The sequence below is a fragment of the Paenibacillus sp. GP183 genome (assembly GCF_900104695.1).
Lineage (GTDB): Bacteria > Bacillota > Bacilli > Paenibacillales > NBRC-103111 > Paenibacillus_AI.
In genome coordinates, this window is the sequence record NZ_FNSW01000002.1 from 67492 (window position 1) to 84326 (window position 16835).

14 protein-coding genes are annotated in these 16835 nt (G+C 48.2%); 11 read left to right on the forward strand and 3 right to left on the reverse strand.

Going from position 1 to position 16835, the window contains the following annotated elements; genetic code table 11:
* The first annotated feature begins 1443 nt into the window (after positions 1-1443).
* From BLV33_RS26900 to BLV33_RS30950, 10 genes are all read left to right on the forward strand, one after another.
* Complete coding sequence (locus BLV33_RS26900; protein WP_090799356.1) at positions 1444-3243, forward strand: sensor histidine kinase; 1800 nt, start codon at positions 1444-1446, stop codon at positions 3241-3243.
* Positions 3236-4840, forward strand: a complete 1605-nt coding sequence (locus tag BLV33_RS26905) for a response regulator transcription factor (protein ID WP_253187277.1) — start codon at positions 3236-3238, stop codon at positions 4838-4840. Before BLV33_RS26900 ends, BLV33_RS26905 begins: the two co-directional genes overlap by 8 nt.
* 74 nt (positions 4841-4914) lie before the next feature.
* Complete coding sequence (locus BLV33_RS26910; protein WP_090799357.1) at positions 4915-6246, forward strand: ABC transporter substrate-binding protein; 1332 nt, start codon at positions 4915-4917, stop codon at positions 6244-6246.
* A 15-nt stretch (positions 6247-6261) separates the two neighbouring features.
* A complete protein-coding gene (locus tag BLV33_RS26915) occupies positions 6262-7188 on the forward strand; it encodes a carbohydrate ABC transporter permease (RefSeq protein WP_090799359.1) in 927 nt (308 codons plus the stop codon).
* Entirely contained in the window at positions 7185-8024 is an 840-nt protein-coding gene (locus BLV33_RS26920) for a carbohydrate ABC transporter permease (protein ID WP_253187278.1), read from the forward strand. Before BLV33_RS26915 ends, BLV33_RS26920 begins: the two co-directional genes overlap by 4 nt.
* Positions 8025-8068: 44 nt before the next feature.
* Positions 8069-10516 (forward strand): glycosyl hydrolase family 95 catalytic domain-containing protein, encoded by a 2448-nt coding sequence (locus BLV33_RS26925; protein ID WP_090799360.1) that lies wholly within the window; start codon positions 8069-8071, stop codon positions 10514-10516.
* Positions 10517-10651: 135 nt separating this feature from the next.
* Positions 10652-12040 carry a family 4 glycosyl hydrolase gene (locus BLV33_RS26930; RefSeq protein WP_090799362.1) on the forward strand — a complete coding sequence of 463 codons (1389 nt, stop codon included), beginning with the start codon at positions 10652-10654 and terminating at the stop codon, positions 12038-12040.
* A 137-nt stretch (positions 12041-12177) separates the two neighbouring features.
* Positions 12178-12486 (forward strand): Gfo/Idh/MocA family protein, encoded by a 309-nt coding sequence (locus BLV33_RS30940; RefSeq protein WP_366414919.1) that lies wholly within the window; start codon positions 12178-12180, stop codon positions 12484-12486.
* A 21-nt stretch (positions 12487-12507) separates the two neighbouring features.
* On the forward strand, positions 12508-12732 hold the full coding sequence (locus BLV33_RS30945; RefSeq protein ID WP_366414866.1) for a Gfo/Idh/MocA family protein: 225 nt from the start codon (positions 12508-12510) through the stop codon (positions 12730-12732).
* Positions 12698-12910 carry a hypothetical protein gene (locus BLV33_RS30950; RefSeq protein WP_366414867.1) on the forward strand — a complete coding sequence of 71 codons (213 nt, stop codon included), beginning with the start codon at positions 12698-12700 and terminating at the stop codon, positions 12908-12910. The genes BLV33_RS30945 and BLV33_RS30950 overlap by 35 nt, the downstream gene beginning before the upstream one ends.
* Before the next feature lie 286 nt (positions 12911-13196).
* Here BLV33_RS30950 and BLV33_RS26940 read toward each other — a convergent pair whose 3' ends face one another.
* Together BLV33_RS26940 and BLV33_RS26945 are read right to left on the reverse strand one after the other, a co-directional pair.
* A complete protein-coding gene (locus tag BLV33_RS26940) occupies positions 13197-14021 on the reverse strand; it encodes an NAD(P)-dependent oxidoreductase (RefSeq protein WP_090799363.1) in 825 nt (274 codons plus the stop codon).
* Positions 14022-14090: 69 nt separating this feature from the next.
* Positions 14091-14480: a MerR family transcriptional regulator gene (locus BLV33_RS26945; protein WP_090799365.1), complete on the reverse strand. Its 390-nt coding sequence runs from the start codon at positions 14478-14480 to the stop codon at positions 14091-14093.
* Positions 14481-14599: 119 nt separating this feature from the next.
* Between BLV33_RS26945 and BLV33_RS26950 the strand changes: the two genes are divergently transcribed.
* Entirely contained in the window at positions 14600-15853 is a 1254-nt protein-coding gene (locus BLV33_RS26950) for an MFS transporter (RefSeq protein WP_290439090.1), read from the forward strand.
* Positions 15854-15933: 80 nt separating this feature from the next.
* On the opposite strand, the gene BLV33_RS26955 is transcribed toward BLV33_RS26950, so the two are convergent.
* Positions 15934-16779, reverse strand: a complete 846-nt coding sequence (locus BLV33_RS26955; protein ID WP_253187302.1) for an RNA polymerase sigma factor — start codon at positions 16777-16779, stop codon at positions 15934-15936.
* Positions 16780-16835 lie beyond the last annotated feature (56 nt).

A 16835-nucleotide genomic window follows, 5' to 3' on the forward strand; every position in this document is an offset into this window, starting at 1 on the left:
TTGATATACATCACAGGTAGTATATTTTCTGGGTTGTTTATACTAAGTACATTACTATTTTTTAAATCTTTATTAAACAAAGAAAATAGTAAAGGGCAATTCACATCAATATTTTTTTCCGCTATATTTGGTGGGGCAACATTCATAGTTTTATTAATGTCAATATCAAAATAAATCATCATCATTCCTTCACTTCTTTATTAAGGACACAAAGGTGGGGACATAATTGAACGCTCAGAAGCTTGAGAAATCAAGCTTTTTTGTTTTTATGTCCCAACTTTTGTGTCGTGACGAAACGCACAAATGTGGGGACATTGTGCTCAAACGACACAAATTGGGGGACATTGTCGCGATCGCTGATCGCATGGCTTTTCGATCCATGTGCAAACGACAAATTCGAAACTCAGAAGCAAAGAGAAGACAGGGAATAGGCATATATTTCTGCAAAGAGACTTTCAAAAAAAACGTTTTTTAGAACCAATAGGCGTCTATAACTATCTTCATATTTTTACGTGAAAAACCTAAAGAAGCCATATATTATTTGAAAAAGGGATTGCCAAGAAAGTAAAAATTCACATTGATAGGTGGGTACAAACATGCAGTTAAAAAGCGTAATTAAAAACGACGGTTCAGGCGACATGCTCGCCTGGAAGTTCCTTGGTGAAGTTTTCAATAGAAAGTGCATTAACTCATACGTGCCGTTGTCTTCTTCCTATTTACTGTACAATTTCTCTGGTCATCGATGTGAACAATAATTTTTTCCTTATAAATATGAAGGCATTCTGAATAGGTCAAAAAAATAAATCTACACTGGCAGGCTAAATTTCTTAGTACCCCAAAACAGGGACAGAGTGTTCACGTATCGAATTTTACCTATTGAGCAATCATCTGAACAGGAGTAGGTGAATACATGACGCCGGAATCTTTAGCCTTCTGGAACCGTCTTTCTTCTAAGCAATAAACGATGCTGATGGCAATCAAAGATTTATCCTATACATATAGCAACGGCATCCCTTATGAATATTTAACCCCTGTCCTGATCAAAAGATTAAATTGCTCAACAAGATCGGTCTCAGTTTATGTAAGAGGGTTAAACTCGAACGGACTTACCAGAAGCGATACCCAACTGTATAACTCGTCAATGGTACGATGCCTTTGGTTGACAGATAAGGGAAAGGACTTCATCTTCGAACATCAAAAGATTATTGATGACTGGTCAAACAATATAGTGGAGAACCTTCAATAAATGATGCTTAATTATTGAAGATTCGTATAAGTAATCGTGTATATGTCGTGCATAAAAATATTTTTGTGATCTGTAGACTATTTACTGGAATAAGATGAGGTATAATAGAATAGGACTATGTTTTTAATAATTGCATGAATCAGGCAAGCCCAATAATTCGATTAAAGCTTTCATCACAACATGCCAGAGGGGATCTTATGTTCTACTCACTGAAAAATCGGATGATTCTTGTCTTTTCCGCACTGATGATCTTTTCATTCGGCTTGATGTCATGGGTAATCTTTAACGAATCCCGTTCGATCATCCGTTCCTATATCGAGTCTTCTGCTTTGGAAAAAATGGATGAGTACGGTTCTTTTATTCAAACGGCACTGCTGCAGGTTTATGATTTATCGTCCCACGTATACAATAGCGACGTCACGAAAACCTGGGACGCCGCCCAATCGAATCCGTCCTTGACGGAAGGCGAGAAAATACTTGCCGACATTAAGCTGAGCCAGTTATTGACCCAGACGTCGAACAGCTACTCGGGCGTATCTTCGGTAGCCATTTACCGCAAAGAAGGCCTGCGGATTGGATCGGAGAATCAGATTGTACAGGACGGTATATTTTTGCAGAGCCCGTGGTACCAAAACTACCGAAGTCGGGGAAACCGTTGGGCATCCTCGCACGAGGAACAGATGGACAAGCGGTATGAAAGTTCGCGACAGGTCATCAGCTTGTTGATGCCGATCGGGACGTTTGATCATCGATTATCTGAAAGCGTTCTCAAGGTGAATCTCGATTCCAATTTTCTGCTTGAACCTCTGAATCGAATTCATGTAGGGGAAACCGGGAGCATATTCCTGCTGAACCAAGATGGTATTCCGGTATTGCCGCAAAATGATGCTAAGCTGCAATCAGAAGCCGGACCCATTCTTGAGACCATACGTACGAATGACAGCACTCAGGGTGTTATTTATATGAATCATCTCAAAGGTCGTGAGATTCTGGTCTATAAGAAGCTGAGCGTCAATAATTGGATGCTGGCCAGCATCGTTTCTGAAGCTGATCTGTATACCAATTTGATCAATCTGCGTACAACCATCGTGATCTTTACCTTGATTCTGCTGATCCTGGCGATCCTCATAGCGACGTGGTTATCTCACGGCATTACCAGGCCGCTGTCCCGGTTGGCATCGGCCATGCGCTATGTTCAGAAAGGGGAATTCGCCAACGCTGAGAATCGAATACCCGCTGTGCCGCGTGTTCGCAACGAGATCGGCTTCGTGACCTCCGCTTTTCGAAACATGGTGCAACAGCTAAAGCAGCACATCAAGAATGAATTTGAGCTGAAATTGCTGAGGCAACAGGCGGAATATAAAGCGCTGCTTATGCAGATCAATCCGCATTTCTTATTTAACACTTTGGAACTGATCAGCAGTTTGGCGCTGCAGAGCCGGACCAGGGATGTGCTGAGTGTAGTCGATTCCCTTAGCGATATGATGCGGTTTTCCATGAAAATCAACCATGATTTGGTCCGACTTCGGGACGAGTTGAGCTGCTTAAGCGATTATTTGTCGATTCTGCAAATCCGCTTCGGGGAGCAGTTAGTGATTTCAAGCAAAGAACAGGGAGACCTGGAGCGATTGGAAATCGTCAAGTTTATCCTTCAGCCACTGGTGGAGAATGCCGTGAAGTACAGTTTGGCTCACAGGGACATCGCCGAAGTGACAATACGGACTAGCCGGGAGGCGGAAATACTGAGGATTCATGTTCAGGACAACGGAATCGGAATGCCTCCAGAAGTTGTGCAGAAGCTCCAAGCGGAATACAAATCGCATCAATTTGATCAAGTTCTGAACGCCGAATATCGACAGATCGGACTTCGCAACGTTCTGGCACGGTGCTCCTTATATTATGGAAATCGCTTCTCATTCGTGGTTCACTCGGAAATCGACCGGGGGACGATGATCGAACTTATTTTACCGGCACAGGAGGGGTCAGAGCGTGTATAAGGTGATGATCGTAGATGATGAGCCTGAAATCCGAAGGAGTATCCATCTGAAAGTGCAATGGGAAGACTTACATTTGACAGTTGCAGCGGAATCCGCCAACGGCAGAGAGGCTCTACAGCAACTGCAGGAAAATGATTTCCAGATCGTCATCACGGATATGAACATGCCAATCATGGACGGAGTTTCTTTCCTGGAATCCTGTCATCAACAATTCCCGCATATTCGAATTATCGTCATCACTGGATATGATGAATTCGAATATGCACGGGCGGCTGTTCGGCATCAGGCCAAGGATTTCCTTCTAAAGCCCATCAAACCAAGAGAGTTGGCCCGGATCCTGGAGAAGCTGGTTCAGGAATTGGATCAAGAACGGAGGCTTCAAGCCCAACAGGAGACGGTTAATTGGAAGCTCTCTCAAAATGGAAAGGAATTGAAGGAGCACTTTATCCTGGAGGTGATTAAGGAGAATTGGGAAAACGAGCGATATTTTCTAGACCGCTTCAAGCTATTTCAATTGGAGGATTGGACCCGCAAAGAAGTTCGATTGATCACCGTTGGGTTAAGGGACAAGAGCGAGGCGATCCGACGGGAGGATCGAACTCCAGACAAGCTTCGCCTGCCCTTCGAGCTGCTGTGCCGGGAGTTCGCGGAAACCAGCATGATGGATTCGCTTGTTTTTCACGATTCGAGCCATCCCTTGTTGATGCATTTCATCCTTGGCGGAGACCTTGCCGCAGTGCAGAAATATATGGGCCAACTGCAGCAATGTGCCCTCCGACATTTGTTGTTTGAACCCTCCTTCGGAATAGGAGAGCCTGTTATCGGCTATCGGGAATGGGGGGAAGGTTATATATCTTCCTTGCTTGCTTGGAGCATTCGCCTTTACCATGTCGACAGGGGGGATAGAGAGGCTCGGCAAACAAAAGCCATTGTGTCGAATGAAATGGCCAAGGTGCTGCAAAATCAGCTCATTCGAGGTGATCTTCTTTCCATTGAACAGTCGATCGACAAAGAGTTGAAAAGGCTGATGAACGAATCCCATGTCCATTTTGTCAAATTCATTTTCCAGCTCTATTTAATATTGGAAACGGTCTCCAAAACGCTTGGTGTTTCCCTGGAATCCTATGAGAAGCTATGGGTCAGGCCCGAGCTGGTATGGGAACTGAATTCGGTCGGCAAAGCAAACGGCTTCCTCATGGGGCTGGCCCGTAAAATCCATAGCCATTTACAAGCGCAGCCTACTGATTCGGATCATACGATCACCCAGGCGGCCAAGCAGTTTATCGATGAAAACTATATGTACGATCTGAATCTGCAGATGCTTGCAGAACGTTACCATTATAGTACTTCCTACTTTTCGGAGTTGTTCAAGGCCAAGCTGGGAATGACGTTTATTCAATACCTCTCTGAGGTACGCATGGCCAAAGCGATCCGGCTGCTGGAAGAAACGTCGATGAACCTGTGGGATATCGCCGAATTGACGCGTTACTCCAACCCCAGCTATTTCAGCACCAAGTTTAAGCGAATGTATGGGATAAGCCCCTCGGAGTATCGGGAGAAAAGATCCGAAAAAAGTGAAGACGGATTCCCGAAATAATAGAATTCAGTCTCAGATAGGGATGTCTTATGCTTAATTTGCAGGTTAACTCATCTTATCTAGGGGGAATTCATATGAAGAAACACTGGCTGGTTCCTGTATTAGGCTCATTGGTCGCCTTGTCAACGGCATGCTCCGGAGGAACGGGAGGGACGCCGGCTGCAGCCGGGACGAGTGCAGGTAAAGTAGAAGCAGTTGCCAAGAAAGTGGAGCTACGGGTCATGTGGTGGGGGGATCAGAAACGGGCCGACCTGACCAATCAAATGCTCAAGAAGTTCGAGGAAAAATACCCGAACATCAAGGTTACGAGCGAGTTTTCCCCCGTTTCCGGGTATTTCGATAAATTGAATACGCAGCTTGCTTCACAAACCGCTCCCGATGTGTTTACACTGGGCAGCAACCTTCTCGATTATGCCAATAAAGAAGTATTGCTGGATCTGAATCCTTATGTCGGGAATGCGCTGAATACGGCGGATATCGACAAGACGCTTCTGGATTACACGTCCAGCAAAGGGAAGCTGTACGGCGTTTCCATAGGCGCAAACGCACGAAGTATTATAGCCAACACGGAATTGTTCAAGAAAGCCGGAATGCCGATTCCCCAAGACGGATGGACATGGGACGATTACGCGAAGGTGAGCAAAGAAGTATCTCAAAAGCTGGGCAAGGATTATTATGGCTCATACAATTTCACATCTGATTACAACGCGATGGAAGTCTACTTTAGGCAAAACGGCAAGATTGTGTACGATAACGAATCCGGAAAACTCGGGTTTGAAGCTAAAGATGCCGAAGCCTGGTTCGCCTATTGGGATAACTTGAGCAAGGGCGGAGGCCTGGTCACTCCGGAGCTGCAAGTGTCCGCTTCTTCGCTGGATACGAGCAAATCATTAGTCGTTACCGGCAAGGCAGCGATGAGCTTTGTGCCTTCCAACCTCATGAAGGCCATGCAAGGCTCGACCAAGGATAAGCTGGCGCTGTTGCAAGTTCCCCGCGGTGCCAAAGGCACCGGTCTCGGCCTCGACTCCAGTCAGGGGATTTCCGCCTATGCCAAAACGAAGTACCCCAAAGAAGCGGCTATGCTGATCAATTTCTGGGTTAACGATCCAGATGCGGTCAAAATTTTAGGGAATGACCGGGGGATTCCCGTATCCTCGAAGATGAGGGATGTTCTCAAACAGAATGCCGATGCGACCGATCAGCAGATTTATGACTATATCGATCGTGTGTCCGCAGCAGCCAAAAAGGAACCGGTTAAACCCAGCTATAATATTCCCGGGTATAACGAATTCAGCAAGCTGCTCGAAACTACCGGCCAGCAGATTGCTTTCGGCAAGAAAGATGTCAAGAAATCGGCTGACGAACTGTTCACGGGCACACAACAAATTTTAAGCAAAAATAAGTAAATGGAGGATTTGGATATGCCAACCTTCCGGAGATCGGTAAGATCCCAACATAATCGAGTGGCCTATTTATTTTTGCTGCCCTGGCTGCTCGGTTTTTTCTTTCTATCGCTGGGTCCGATGCTCGGTTCCTTTTATCTGTCTTTTTCCGCTTACAATTTGTTGACCCCGCCGAAGTGGATCGGATTAAATAATTTCCAGCAAATCTTTACCAGCGATCCATCGTTTTATCATTCCTTACTTCTGACGTTCCAATATGTTTTTATTTCCGTACCGGTTCGACTGATATTTGCCTTGCTGGTCGCGATCTTCCTGAATAAAGGCATCAAAGCGCTCGGAGTGTACCGCACCGTCTACTATATACCTTCCCTGCTCGGCGGAAGCGTGGCGATTGCCGTGGTATGGAGAAAAATGTTCGACGGAAACGGCTTGTTCAATCATTTCTTGAGCTGGTTCGGGATTCGGGGTCCCGCATGGATATCCCATCCCGACTATGTCATCTATACCATCGTTGCTTTGTCGGTATGGCAATTCGGCTCAGCTATGGTCATTTTTTTAGCCGGGTTGAAGCAAATCCCTGCCGATCTGTATGAGGCTTCGGAGGTGGACGGCGCGGGTAAAGCGGTTCAGTTTTTTAGGATCACGCTGCCTTTGCTGTCTCCAGTGATCTTCTTTAATCTTGTAATGGGGATCATCAATTCTTTTCAAGTATTCACCCCGGGTTATGTGATTGGCGATGGGCGTGGCGGGCCGATCAATTCGACCTTGTTTTATACGCTGTACCTATACCTGAAAGGCTTCTCATTTTTCGAGATGGGTTATGCCTCGGCACTGGCATGGATTATGCTCGCCATTATCGCTGTATTTACCTCTATTGTATTTATCACTTCCAAGTATTGGGTCTTTTACGGGGATGGCAAGGATAAAGGGGGGAAAACTTCTTGAATGCAGGCATTTCCTATAAGCCTTTCATTCGGCACTTAGCGACCATCGGGCTGGGGCTTGTGATGCTTTACCCGATTGTCTGGCTCTTAACCAGTTCGTTTAAACCGAATAACCTTATTTTCACGGATACCGGTCTATGGCCCAAAGAAATCACATTGGCTAATTATGTGTCCGGATGGAAGGGGTTGCAGGGCATTTCCTTCGGCCGGTTCTTCGCCAATTCGTTCGAGTTATCTGTTCTGTCCGTCATGGGGAGCCTCGTGACCTGCTCGCTGGCCGCTTTTGCTTTTGCCCGTTTGAACTTCAAATTCAGTAAGCTTTGGTTCAGCTTGATGCTGCTTACCATCATGCTGCCTTATCATGTAACTTTGGTTCCGCAATATATCTTGTATAACCAGTTCCATTGGATCAATACTTTTTTGCCTATTGTCGTGCCCAAATGGCTCGCGCATGATTCGTTCTTCATCCTGCTTATGGTTCAATTCATCCGAGGAATTCCGAAAGAACTCGACGAAAGCGCTACAATCGACGGCTGCGGGCAGGGGCAAATTTATGTCCGGATCATCCTGCCGCTTCTGGTTCCTGCTCTCATCACGACGGCGATCTTTACTTTTATCTGGACGTGGGACGATTTTTTCAGCCAGATGATCTATTTGAATCATATCAGGCTGTTTACAGTTCAGCTTGGGATTCTTTCCTTATTCGACCCGTCCGGCGAATCGAACTGGGGAGCGCTGCTCGCCATGTCGGTCTTGTCTCTAATTCCCATCATGGCCATATTCCTGTCGTTCCAGCGCTACTTCCTGGACGGGATCGCCACCACCGGATTGAAGTAGCGGACCGGGCAGCAACAAAATTCACATAGAAATGGGTGTTCGATATGAACGTACGATCACAGTTGGAGAGCATATCCAGAGCCAAGCAGCACCCCATCACACTCGACAGGCCTGCCCCGGATTTTTTTGAAGGGGCGGTTCTCGGCAATGGCGGCTTGGGGGCGATTGTGACGACCCGACCGGATGCCGTAGTCATTCATTTCGGCCATAACAACGTCTGGGACATTCGGATCGCCGAAGAAAACCGGGAGAAGCTCGGTACCTTTCAAGAAATATTCGCAAAGATTATGGAAATCTCGCCCGAACACGACCATTTGCACGAAAACGAATGGTACCGAGATTATTGCCGGATGGCTCGTGAGAATTACGCGAAGCCTTATCCTTGCCCGATGCCGTGCGGCTCCCTGCTGCTCGGGTTTGACCGGCGCGAAGCGGAAATATTGGGCCATAAGATCGATATATCGACCGGGATTTGCGAGGTCTATTTTTTAATCGAAGGTAAACAGGCCGTCCTGGAGATTTTCGTCGAGCCGCAAACCGACCAGGTTTGGTTGAGGATGGTTGATGGGCAGGGGGAATGGATCACGTCCCCTTTCAACCGGATCAAGCTGATACCTGATCCCGAGCGTTCGCAGGACCTGCCCCGATTTGTAGCGGCTGTTGCGGAAGAGAAACAATTGATTATGTTTGAACAAACTCTTCCATACCGGGAAGACTTTCGACAGAGAACGGAGCCTCATCCACAAGACCGGGCCTTCCGTTTGAGTGTGCGAACGGCGGATGCCTTCCGCATGGTCGAAAATCCCCTCCACTATGAAACGTATGGGATCAAAGGCGATTTTTCCGGCGCCGATAGCCGGGAGCAGGTATTGACGGGGGCGGATCTGCTTCAGAACAAGCCTTTCCTTGCCGTGGTGCAGCTGGAGGAAGGGCTGTTATCGGATTTGCTGCCGAAGCCTACATCCCCTCCAGTTCCTGAATTGGCACAATATGAACAGGCGAGAGAAGAATCCATCCGCCATTATGACGAGTTCTGGGGACGTTCGGCCGTTGAATTGGAAGACGAATTATTAGAGAAAATTTGGTACTGGAATTTGTATTTCTTTCAATGCGCCGTGAAAGCTGGGGTCACCTGTCCTGGACTTTTTGCCAATTGGAGCTACCGGAAAATCGGGACCTCATGGCATGGCGATTATCATTTCAACTATAATGCTCAGCAGCCCTTCTGGGCGGCGTTCTCCAGTAATCATGTTGACAGGCATGTGGCCTATGTGGATCTGGTTCACCATATCCTGCCGATCAGCCGCAGCTGGGCCAACGATTATTATGGTTTGCGCGGCGCCTGCTTTCCACATTCGGCATATCCCGTCGACATGACTATGATGCCCTATCCCATTCCTACGTGGGGGTGGGAAATCTGTGAAACCCCGTGGACGGTACAAAGCTTGTGGTGGCACTATTTGTATACGATGGACCGTGATTTTCTGAAGCACCGGGCGTTTGTCCCCATTAAAGAGTCGGTACGCTTTCTGGCGGACTATATGACCCGGCCTGAGGCGCACGGTGACTCCCAGGGGGATGGCAAGTGCCACATTTTCCCTACCGTAGTTCCTGAACTGTACGGACTGACCCCGTTCTTTAAGATGAACAAAGATTGCCTTGTTGACCTCACTCTGGCCAAATTCGTTTTCAAGGCCTACCTCTCGGCTTGCCGCATTCTCGGCTTCGAGCTGGAGGAGAAAGAGACCATCGAGGCGGTGGAATATATTTTGCGGCATTATCCGGACTATCCGACCGCTAACTCTGAGAAATATGGCGAGGTTCTTGTTTGCGTAGAGGGTGAAGATCCCCAAATCGTCTATAACACGCCGAATAGCTTGATGACCGTATTCCCCGGTGAGGAACACGGAATACATTCCGTCGAAGAACGGGAGCTCCTGCGCAACACGTATATGAATCACTTGAATGAGGGCGGCAATGAACTGGTATTCTACAGTTTGCAGGGGGCGCGGCTTGGGCTGCTCGACTTGCAAAAATTCAAGCGGCAGATCCACTATTGTATGCTTCCCAACGGCACTTGCACAGATAAACTGCTGCAGTCCGGGGGGCGATATCACGATGCTACGGATTTTAATTTTATGGGCCGGATGGGCATCTGGTTCGAGAATTTCGCACTGCCGGCCGTAATTAACGAATGCTTAATGCAAAGCTACAATGGGCAAATCCGATTGTTCCCGAACTGGCCCAAGGGACAAAAGGCGTCGTTCAGCAATTTACGGGCGGTCGGCGGGTTCCTGATCAGCGCTGCTTATGACGGCGAGAATGTGGAATGGGTTGAATTGTTCAGCGAAGCTGGCGGACGTTTGCGCATGCATCCTCTTTGGTCCCGGTCGACGGTTTCCTTGAATGACCGCAAGCCCGAACCGGTTACTGGCCCAATGATCGAATGGGAGACCCGCAAAGGCGATGTTTTGAGGTTTTCAAAAGGATGAGCTCAGATGGATCCGTGAATTCAGGCGGTAATCAAGATCTCGCGTTACTTGCTGTTTAAACAATTGGGGTGGTTGGACAGCTATATGCCTGTTATTTAAAAGGATAAATCATTCAAACCTATATGGAGGATTCTGATGAAACCCAATCAAAATGTCGTTAAGGATATTCAAATTGCCTACATCGGCGGCGGCTCGAGAGGATGGGCCTGGGGCTTGATGAGCGACCTGGCGCAAGAAGGTCAGCTTTCCGGTACCGTTAAATTATATGATCTTAATGTTGATGCCGCGAATACGAATGCGGTGATCGGCAATCGCCTGTCTGAACGGGCTGAAGCTGCAGGAAAGTGGAAGTATGAGGGAGTTCCTTCGTTAAAAGAAGCTCTTACCGGCTCCGATTTCGTTATCATTTCTATACTGCCGGGAAGCTTCCAAGAGATGCATTCCGATGTACATTTACCGGAAGAATACGGAATCTATCAATCGGTAGGGGATACCGTAGGCCCAGGCGGTACGATCCGTGCATTGCGTACGATCCCGATGTATGTGGAGCTGGCCAAAAGCATTCGCTCCTACGCACCTGACTCATGGATCATCAACTACACGAATCCTATGACATTATGTACGCGTACACTTTATGAGGTATTTCCGGAAGTTAAAGCGATCGGATGCTGCCATGAAGTATTCGGCACCCAGAAACTGCTTGCCTCCATGCTTGAAGAAATGGCGAATATTCCCAATGTAAATCGGCGCGATATCAAGGTGAATGTACTCGGGATTAACCATTTTACTTGGCTGAATCAAGCTTCTTATCAAGGAATGGATTTGTTCCCGATGTATCGGGAATTTGTCGGCCGCTATCACAAGGAAGGCTTTGATGGCGCTGAAGAGGGGCACTGGATGAACAATCATTTTGCCTCGGCGGATCGGGTGAAGTTTGACCTTTTTCGCAAATTCGGGCTGATCGCAGCAGCCGGAGACCGTCACTTGGCCGAATTCATGCCGCATTCCTGGTATTTAAAAAATCCGGAAACGGTTCATGAGTGGAAATTCAGTTTAACCAAGGTGGATTGGCGTAAGCAAAATCAGCAAGCTTTGATTGCAAAGAGTGCAAGATTGGCACAAGGGGAAGAAGAATTTGCCATACGGCCGACTGGCGAAGAAGGCATTGACATGATTAAGGCATTGCTGGGTCTTGGGGATCTTGTAACGAATGTCAACCTGCCGAACCGGGGGCAAATGGGCAATACGCCTCTTGGCGCTGTAGTAGAAACGAATGCTATATTCGGCCGTGACAGTGTAAAACCGATCATATCCGGGAAGCTTCCGTCGGAAATCAATAGTCTCGTACAGCGTCATATATGGAATCAAGAAACGATCTTACAGGCTTCGCTTAATAGGGACAAGGACCAGGCTTTTCGCGCTTTCGTAAGCGATCCGTTGGTGAATATTTCACCCAAAGATGCTAGAGAGCTTTTCGAACGCATGTTGGACAATACGAAGTCTTTTCTTCCGGAATGGAAATAAATCAAATGCTCTGTTCAGAACCTTGCAAGGTTGTGCTGCAAAAATTAAAACGGTAGTCTTAATCATAGATTATAATAATTTTATGCATTCAACCCGAACAATTTTATTGCAGTTGAAATGGAGTGTATTCTGTGAAGATGATTCGATGGGGAATTATTGGTGTGGGAGATGTGACAGAAGTAAAGAGCGGCCCGGGCTTCCAGAAAGCGGAGCATTCCCAGCTTGTAGCCGTGATGAGAAGAAACGGTGCGTTGGCGGAAGATTATGCGAAGCGGCATAACGTACCTAAATGGTACGATAATGCGAAAGATCTGATTGACGACTCTGAAGTGGACGCCGTTTATATTGCGACTCCTCCTGCATTTCACAAACAATATGCAATCCAGGCTGCAGAAGCGGGAAAGCCCGTTTATGTCGAAAAACCGATGGCATTAAATTATGCCTGAATGCGAGGAAATGATCGGTGTATGCCAAAAGCACAATGTGTCGCTTTTTGTGGCTTACTATCGGAGAACATTGCCAAGATTCGTAAATTAGTGGAGAGTGGGGCGATCGGCGATGTCCGTTTCGTTACCACCACCCTGCTGCGCAAACCGTTGGTTGGCGAAGAATTGCCATGGAGAGTTCAACCGGAAATAGCCGGAGGAGGACTGTTTTTTGACTTGGCAAGCCATACGCTGGATTTTTTTTGACTATTTGTTCGGACCAGTAACCGAGGTGAAGGGCTGGGCGTCAAATCAGGAAAACCGCTACGCGGCGGCGGAGGATTTTGTAGCGGGAACATACAAATTTGCTTCGGGCGTTTATGATGATGGGGGGACCCGCGGTAACGTAACTGGTACTGGAGCTTCTTCTTGCTCAGTTATCTAACGAACTACTTCACAAAAGCTGCATTTTGTACATATGTCTATAATCCGGTTAAAGTCCTTATATATCAAGGCTTTGTATTTGGTGTCATACACTATATAGATCCATTTTTCGATGATAAAATAATAACTGTCGCGGCAGCTCCTTCATCGTTTGTATAGAGTCCTTAATTCAGTCCTTTATTCAACTAACTAACGTTATCCGTTTAGTTCAGTCTTTTCTTAGGTTTCGAACTGGTCGATCCCATACTACCAATTCTTAACATGAACATCGCATCGGATTTTTGATGTTAGCCTTGTCCTTGCTCGCTACTCAATAGGTCGTACAATAGACTTGACATAGGAGTGGGAGACTCCACGTGTTGTGATGTTTTTTTAAAGATGCCCACATCCTTCAGCGGGATCTTGTTTTGTGTGAAGAGATGATCCTCTTTGTCGACAACCATCTGGCCATATCTCTTATAGATAGGAGCGTTAAACAGCGTTTGGGTTAGCATATCAATCACGGCTTTGGGATCGCCCCCATTCTTCTCGACCATCGCGAGGGCTTCTCTAATTGTGTACACGGCTGAAGTAATCATGAAGTTTCCCACGAGCTTAACTTGATTTGCTGCGCCCACTTCTTCATCGAAGTCGAAAATATTCAATCCTCCCATCGCTTCTAGAATCGGTCTAACGCATTCCTTGGCCTTCTGCGGTCCCGCCATGGGGATGGAGAGTTGACGGGCGACCGCTGCCTGTGGGACTCCGAAGATTGGCGCTTCCACCAGGATACTCCCATGCTCTGCGTGAAGAGCTGCAAGCTTCCTTGATGTATCTGGCGATACCGTGCTCATCGAGATGTGAACACCACCCGTACCAAGCTTCTCTAAAAAGCCATCGCTCATGACGATGCTTTCCACAGATGCATCATCCCACAAAATAGTTGCGATAATTCCTCCGGCCGTTACAGCCTCAACCGGCTGGGACGCCAGCCGTGCGCCCTGAGCAACTAGAGATGCTGCTTTACTCGCAGTTCGGTTGTACACCGTGAGAGAATATCCGGCATTAAGGAGATTGGTAGCCATAGGTAATCCTAAATTGCCAAGTCCGATGAATCCGATAGTTTCATTCATAATTTTTAACCCTCCTACAAAAAATTTATATCAAACATGACGTTGACGACATGTTTGAAGCAAAAAAAATTAATGCTGTTCTTTTTCCTTGAACCAGCGCTCGAAGCGTTCGATGTTGGCCTGTAAATCAGTCCGGAATTGCTGTAACCCATCGATCTTCTGGTCAGCCTCTGCGAGATGCTGCCGCAGGATAGCGAGGACTTTCTGTTTAGGTTGTACACCACTTGGGTCAATGAAATAGAAATCAATAACGTCTCTTATTTCTTCCAGACTAAGTCCAAGCTTCTTTAATTGGTCAATTTTTCGGAGGCGGGCAACCGTCTCTTCTGTGTAGTAGTGCTGGCTGTTGCCTTCACGCTCATCTGAAGGTATCAGTCCTATACTCTCGTAATATCGAACCGTGCGGTGAGTTACCCTGGCTCGTTCGGTTAAATCACCTATGCGCATGCGGTCTTTCATTGGTCACCCCTAAACATGACGTTAACGTCGTGTTTATAGAATATCATCTTATGGTGGCATTGTAAAGGGCGTACAAAAGGCCTGTAAATCCGCATTTTGCTGTTGGAGCCCATTCAACCATTCTCTGCTTCGCGGTACTTTTAATGAACGCCTCGGCGCTTGGTGACCGATTCGGAAGGCGACAAATGTTTGCGGCAGGCATTGCTGTGTTTATTACTGCATCCGCAGCTTGCGCTCTGGCAGACAGTTTGGGATGGCTGATCGTCTTCCGGGCGATTCAGGGTGTTGGGGCGGCGTTGATCATGCCGTTGTCCGTCGCTCTCCTAAGCACCGCATTCCCGCCCGAGCAGCGGGCGAAGGCGATGGGCATATTCAGCGGAATCCTTGGGCTGGCTGTTCTCGCCGGACCCGTTGTGGGCGGCGCGATCACCGAGGGGGTTGCATGGCAATGGATATTCTGGATTAATGTCCCCATCGGACTCTTCCTGCTTGCTACGTTATGGAGTCGAATAGGAGAGAGCCATGGCCCGAATAGCGCGCTTGATTTAAGAGGTCTCCTATTCGCAACCTGCGGTGTACTCAGGCTGGTTTGGGGATTGATTCGAATCGCTAGTGAGACTTGGTATAGCTGGGAAGTCATACTGCCGCTGGCGCTTGGCTTTATCTTCATGCTGATGTTTGTTGACTGGGGGTTTCGGACCCTTAATCCCATGCTGCCCATGCGAATGTTTCGTTCCCGTTCCTTCTCCATGGGCAATGCAGCGAGCTTTCTGCTTTACACATCGCTCATCAGCGCTTTGTTCTTCATCGCCCAATATTTGCAAATCGCGCAGGGTTACAGCCCAATGGGCGCGGGTCTGAGAATGCTGCCTTGGACCGCAACCGTATTTGTTGTCGCGCCGGTCGCCGGCAATCTGGTCAAACGTATAGGCGAAAAGCCCCTCGTTGTCTGCGGGCTCTTCATGCATTCGCTCGGGATGTTCTGGATCGGGCTGATCGCAGCCCCGGACACCGCATATACTGCCTTCATTGCGCCGATGATCATCAGCGGGTGCGGATTATCCATGGCACAGCCGTCAACGATGAGTGTTGTTATCGGATCAGTCTCACCGAACGAAATCGGCAAAGCATCTGGAGTTTTCAATACGCTACGGCAGCTCGGAAGCTTATTTGGCATCGCGATCCTCGCCATCGTTTTCACTGCAAACGGCGACTACGCCTCTGCCCAATCGTTCACCGACGGATTCGTTCCGGCGATTCTCGCCTCCGGCGTTCTATCACTGATAGGTGCACTGGCGGGAATACGTTTGCCTGTGACAAAACGTAAAATTGAAATGAAACTTGATGACGTAACCAGCGTGAAGCCTGTGTGAACAAGTCATTCGCATTTTGAGAACAAAACAAAAAAAGGTCTGTCCCTGGATATGATCATCCATGACGACAGACCTGACTACTAACATTCTCCAGCTTGCTTCTCCAGAAACGCGCGAATGGAAGGATCCATGCACAGTCCGATGGAGCGGCTGTATGCGGCACGGGCTTCTTCGAACCTCTGCATCCGCTTGAACAAATGGGCGCTCAGTGCCCAATAAGGTTGATAGCTCTTGACCGCTTCGGCCGGCACTTCTTCCAGCAGCGCCATCCCGATTTCGGCCCCACGAGCCTCAGCAACGGCTGCCGCCCGGCCGACGATTGCGCCGATCGTTGGAGCGATACCCACGAGCCCCTCGTACAGCAACGCGATCTCTTCCCACTCCGTTCGGCCAGTCCAGGCACGCTGGGAATGCACGGATTGAATCGCCGCTTCAAGCTGGAACCGCCCGATGCGGTTCCCTTGCGCGGCAACACGAAGGCAATGCTCAGCTTCCTCGATCATCGTGATTGACCAACGGGAATAATCCTGTTCGGTTATCGGAACATAGTCACCTGCCTCATTGCGCCGCACATGGCGGCGTGCTTCGCAGTGCAGCATAAGCGCCATCAATCCCAGCGCTTCCGGTTCCCCCGGCATGAACCGTAAGATCAGTCTTCCCATGAAAATCGCTTCTTCGGCCATTCCTTTCCGGCGTGGATCTACGCCGGCCACATCATCCCAGCCGCTTCCATAGGCTGCATAGACAGCTTCAAGCACGGCTTCAAGGCGCTCAGGCCATTCGTCCTTTCCGGGCAAGTCGAATATAATGTCGTCGCTCTTCAGTTTCGCTTTCGCGCGGGTAAGGCGCTGCCCCATCGCTGCAGGCTTAACAACGAAGGCAGAAGCAATGCGGGCTGCGTCAAGGCCAAGCACGGACTGGAGCATGAGCGGTGTACGCACGGCTGGATCAATTTCGGGATGGGCGCAAATAAACAGCATCT

Bases quoted from the DNA above. Each gene is read 5' to 3' on its own strand.
- BLV33_RS26900 (WP_090799356.1), top strand. From the start codon at position 1,444: ATGTTCTACTCACTGAAAAATCGGATGATTCTTGTCTTTTCCGCACTG.
- BLV33_RS26910 (WP_090799357.1), top strand. From the start codon at position 4,915: ATGAAGAAACACTGGCTGGTTCCTGTATTAGGCTCATTGGTCGCCTTG.
- BLV33_RS26915 (WP_090799359.1), top strand. From the start codon at position 6,262: ATGCCAACCTTCCGGAGATCGGTAAGATCCCAACATAATCGAGTGGCC.
- BLV33_RS26925 (WP_090799360.1), top strand. From the start codon at position 8,069: ATGAACGTACGATCACAGTTGGAGAGCATATCCAGAGCCAAGCAGCAC.
- BLV33_RS26930 (WP_090799362.1), top strand. From the start codon at position 10,652: ATGAAACCCAATCAAAATGTCGTTAAGGATATTCAAATTGCCTACATC.
- BLV33_RS30940 (WP_366414919.1), top strand. From the start codon at position 12,178: ATGATTCGATGGGGAATTATTGGTGTGGGAGATGTGACAGAAGTAAAG.
- BLV33_RS30945 (WP_366414866.1), top strand. From the start codon at position 12,508: ATGCCAAAAGCACAATGTGTCGCTTTTTGTGGCTTACTATCGGAGAAC.
- BLV33_RS26940 (WP_090799363.1), bottom strand. From the start codon at position 14,021: ATGAATGAAACTATCGGATTCATCGGACTTGGCAATTTAGGATTACCT.
- BLV33_RS26945 (WP_090799365.1), bottom strand. From the start codon at position 14,480: ATGAAAGACCGCATGCGCATAGGTGATTTAACCGAACGAGCCAGGGTA.
- BLV33_RS26955 (WP_253187302.1), bottom strand. From the start codon at position 16,779: ATGCTCCAGTCCGTGCTTGGCCTTGACGCAGCCCGCATTGCTTCTGCC.